The 4,461-nt window shown below is 44.9% G+C and carries 3 protein-coding genes; all 3 read right to left on the reverse strand.

Going from position 1 to position 4,461, the window contains the following annotated elements:
• Positions 1-56 precede the first annotated feature (56 nt).
• On the reverse strand, positions 57-1,802 hold the full coding sequence (locus tag LLG96_11665) for a T9SS type A sorting domain-containing protein (protein MCE5250867.1): 1,746 nt from the start codon (positions 1,800-1,802) through the stop codon (positions 57-59).
• Between the two features lie 108 nt (positions 1,803-1,910).
• Positions 1,911-2,951: a DUF362 domain-containing protein gene (locus tag LLG96_11670; protein ID MCE5250868.1), complete on the reverse strand. Its 1,041-nt coding sequence runs from the start codon at positions 2,949-2,951 to the stop codon at positions 1,911-1,913.
• Between the two features lie 287 nt (positions 2,952-3,238).
• Positions 3,239-4,045 carry a DUF4097 domain-containing protein gene (locus LLG96_11675; GenBank protein MCE5250869.1) on the reverse strand — a complete coding sequence of 269 codons (807 nt, stop codon included), beginning with the start codon at positions 4,043-4,045 and terminating at the stop codon, positions 3,239-3,241.
• Positions 4,046-4,461 lie beyond the last annotated feature (416 nt).

The raw sequence follows: 4,461 nt of genomic DNA on the forward strand, positions 1-4,461 counted from the left end.
TAAAAATTATTACCGGGAATTACCACTATTACTGAGTTCAGATTATTTCAAAGGTTTCAATTTGACAATACCATAAGTGTTTCTTGAAATACCGTTTCGCCTGCTTTTCGATACTTCAGCGCTGGCGCAAGATTTTTTATCCATTTGTAATCAAGTGAAAAATCAACCTGTGAAGTTTGGCTTGATTTGACCTGTACGGGTATACTTGCTTTTTCATAACCACTTATAAAAACATTGCCAACCAACAGATCCTGCCCTTCTCTGCCATATAAGTATTCCGGTTGATAAACCGATATAGTCAGCATACCTGTCGGTTGTGCATTAACTGTATACGAGCCTGATGATAAATTAGAAATATAGTAATAACCATTCCATAGCGACTTCACCGGATCAATTATCTGGGAAAATTGACCTGTCAAAGAAACTTCAACATCATAGATTCCTACATTACCCTCATGCGAGGTAATACGCCCAATGATATTACCCACAGGTGGTAGCGTTCTGTCATTCATAACTATTGCAAAGTTATCCTGAGTATTTATTCGTGCTATTAATTTTTCATATTCAGGTTTTGTTATTTCTTTGAGGATTTCACCAACAGTTGTTTTAAGGATTATTCCGGCCGGATTGCTGAGTGTACCTGTCTTAATAACCTCAATAACCATCGTTATTTTATCCCACCCATCATATGTTTTTGCTCCGTACTGTTTCCAAAACGGCTCTTTTTCCGGCAGCTCTTGCAAACTTTTCCAAATTTGATCTGCAACATCACCAGTAATGGTATCTGTATAAACTTTATCGGGTGAGACTTTCGTATTTATAATTTTAATCTCGCCTGTATAATTCCCAAAATCCCACATTATAATTGGTGCAGGTTTTTCTGAATTTGATGGTATATGTGTTATAGTCCCAAAATATTCACCTATCGGATCATAACAGATTATTGTAGTTCCAAATGTATTGCTGAGAGTATATACCTTGACGCTTTCAACAGGTTCATCGGCAGCATTTTTTATCGTGATCGAAGCTGTTGCTCCTTCGTAATTTGTGATGCTGATTTGCCCATTCGTATCTGATGTGTCAGAATTATATATCGATTCGCAAACAGTCATTGTTATATCGTAGGTCGATATCGCGTCAATGTTTATATTTTTCTTTTCAAAATCAAAATACCCACCCTTGATCACGGTTACGGTAAAAAACGACTCGCTTGTTTTATTCGCGGTTGATTCCGATTTAAAAAATGCACCATGCGTGACATCGATTATTATCCCTAAACCGCCGCCATCGAGGAGAAGCATCTTCCTCGATTCGCTCTGATCGCCATAAGTAAGTCGGTACAGGTATATACCGGATGCGAGGCCTTTTCCTTCAGCGCTTCTACCATCCCATACAACAGAATGCATCCCCGCCGAACGGAAACCGTCAACAAGCGTTTTTACATGCTGGCCCATAACATTGTAGACAATGAGCTTCACGTTTCCCGGCGATGACAGTGAGAATGGTATCGTTGTTGAGGGATTGAAGGGATTAGGATAATTCTGGCGCAGGGTGAATGGTAATGGAAGTTGCTCGTCCACAAAGATGGGCGAAGGATTTATTTCATAGCGCCCGGAATCGTCGGTATAATCCAAAAAGTAGTTATCTGTATTTGATTCGTCGGCGAATGTAATAAGTGCTCCTGGCACAGGATTTCCGGAAGTATCGGTTACTGTCCCGGTCACAGAGGCACATACAGGAAACGAAAGAAACACCATGCAAAGAAATGCAACAAAACAGGAAATCATACATGATGCACGCATCGTGGACTCCTTTCTATATACTGTTCATTTGTGCATTCTCTTTTAAATGAATTTAAACCAGCCTCCCGGCAGGTACACCGGGAGGCTGTGAACCGTGATAAAGGGATTCTATCCGGTTTTTTTCCATGTCAGCTGCTCTTCGATGGTATCATGGAGCCTGTATTTCCTGACATATTTTGACGGGTCGGGGCCGATAATCTCGATTTTCGAACGGTTACCCTGGCCGTAACCGGCATTGATACAGTAGGTGAGATACCCGACATCCCCGATATCGATACCCATGAGCTCGACACCGATACGGTCGGCGGCGATAAAGTCCGTGCTTGCGAGCGCCACACCGTGGTCGACCGGAGTTCCGCCGACAGGGCCGTTGCCTTCCATCCCCTCGATGCCGTCGAGTACGGCGAGCTGTGGACGGATAGTCCGGGCAAGCTGGAATAGATTCCAGTTTATTCCCTTGATGCCCTGATGGACTTTCGGTTTGTCATTGTCGCCCGGGGCTTTGTTTACCGGTGATGCCATGACCATGTTTTTTGTCGAAAGCGTCGCGACCACCATATCATGGGATTTGAGCCGTGTGACCGAAATAAAATACACGTTCGGATCGAGGAAGGTATCGATTACCCTGATTCCGACAGGATGGAGTTCCTTGTCGAGAATCCAGGTAAGCGTTGTGGGGATATCACGGTTGAAATCGGTAAATTTCACTCCATATTCGCTTTCGAGCGGAAAATATTTGTACTGTTCGAACGTAAAGAGAGTACCCTTGGGGGAGGTTGTCGATTCGGCTATAATCACCTGCTTTTTATAAAACGGCTTGAGAAAATCGAGCACCCCGCGCATGGAGTCGGGATGAGTGGCGCAGAGAGGAACACTGTCATAGACGTTGTTGGGCTTGATAATGACCTGTTTTTCGCCGATAGCCTGCTTTATTTCCTTTTCGAGCGGTTTCAGCGCCTGGTAGATCATATCGCGGCGGTCAGTCCCCGTGACGAATGAAACACGGCTTGTGCCGGGTTCCACTGTTGCAGCTTCTGATTTCCCGTCCGGAAAAGGGAAACCGGCAGTCAATCCCGCGGCCCCGGCCATCATGCTTTTAATAAACCTTCGCCTGCTGCCGGCGATACCGGTGATGAGGTTCTTATCCATGCTTTTATTCCTCCTGTTCGCAAGTATTTATTCGTAATAATCATTATCGAAAAAACAGTCACGAATGCTCCTCTTTAATATGGTATTACTATCGAAAGGTAGTCAAATACTTTTCGTGATGTGGTCAGTGTGTCCGGAGAATCATATCGATGTGATGTCGGCAGTGGCGTAAAAAAACCCCTCGTTTTTGACGAGGGGTTCGGGTAGGTAGGGAAGGACGATATGCGATGTCCGGGTACCAGGAAATATTACCCATGATACCCGGATAATTGGGGAGGAAATATTCATTATAATTTTTCGAGGGTTATACTCCCGTTCGTTGTCTTGAGCGTGATCGAGTTTCCGCCGGAACCAAGCCTGCCGCTCACATGAGTTTTCGAGATTTCATCGACTGTCATCTGGATACCGGTTGCCTTGATTCTGCCATTTGTGGTTTTCATGTCCAGGTCGGCGTTCAGATTCTCCGGTATGGCAAACGTTACCGACCCGTTCGTCGTACCGATTTCGACATCGGCGGAAAGGGATGAAGCGGTTACTTCCACGCTGCCGTTTGTGGTTTTGGCGCGCCGGATACCGGATGCGTCCGTTATGGAAATGCTGCCGTTTGTCGTCTGGGCGTCAACGATTCCATCGGTATCGCGGATAACGATCTTTCCGTTTGTCGACCTGACAGTCGCATCTCCGGTTGTTCCATTAATCTCGATCGATCCGTTCGTAGTCTTTATATTTTCCAGAGGGATAGCCCTGGGCACCGAAATCGTGTAGCTCACGGATACATGCGCCCTGTTTTCGAGATAATGCGTTTCTATGCTCAGTTTGCCGTTTGAGGTCACTCTGATTTCGACTTTTTCGAGCTCATCCTCGCCCCTGTTCGATTTTTTCACCGCAATGACATCGACATAATCGTTATCCCAGGAGCTTATCTTTATACCACCGTTCGTGTTGGAAACCGAAACAGGTGTTCCGGATGAGAGCTTGTAGGTCTCGTGAAATTCTTCCTCGGCATCCGCCCATACCCCACCGGCTCCGGCACACGAAATCATGTAGAGCATCGTTATGAACGTGATCGGGTAAAGAATGAATTTTCTGCGCATTGCGAGCCTCCCTCGTACTGTTATGAATCCTTGTGAAAAAATGGCATTGATCATATATCATAGTTGTGATTTATCTCTTCAATTCCCCTTACATATACTTTGACGAGATCAGAGACCGTAAAAGTTGCAACTAATTGAATTTTTTTTCATGACCTGCTGAATTTCCGTAAAACAACCAATAAATCCTGTTTGTCATCATATAGCCATTGTATGCTTTCCCATGGTCATTCCGGCAACTGCTTCATAGGGAAAGAGAAATGCACGCGTGGAGTTATCTGACAAACGTATAAGTATATTTAACGAGCACCGTTCTGTTTTTCGTGACAGGGAGCGCCGGTATTTCTCTTTCACGGTCGGTGTTGAATCCTTCGTCGTACACGAGATAAAGGTCGTTCCCCTCGTGCGGATTATATCTG

The sequence above is a fragment of the bacterium genome, from assembly GCA_021372535.1.
Lineage (GTDB): Bacteria > Latescibacterota > Latescibacteria > Latescibacterales > Latescibacteraceae > JAFGMP01.

Coding starts and splice junctions, on each gene's coding strand:
- LLG96_11665 (MCE5250867.1), bottom strand. CDS start 1,802: ATGCGTGCATCATGTATGATTTCCTGTTTTGTTGCATTTCTTTGCATG.
- LLG96_11670 (MCE5250868.1), bottom strand. CDS start 2,951: ATGGATAAGAACCTCATCACCGGTATCGCCGGCAGCAGGCGAAGGTTT.
- LLG96_11675 (MCE5250869.1), bottom strand. CDS start 4,045: ATGCGCAGAAAATTCATTCTTTACCCGATCACGTTCATAACGATGCTC.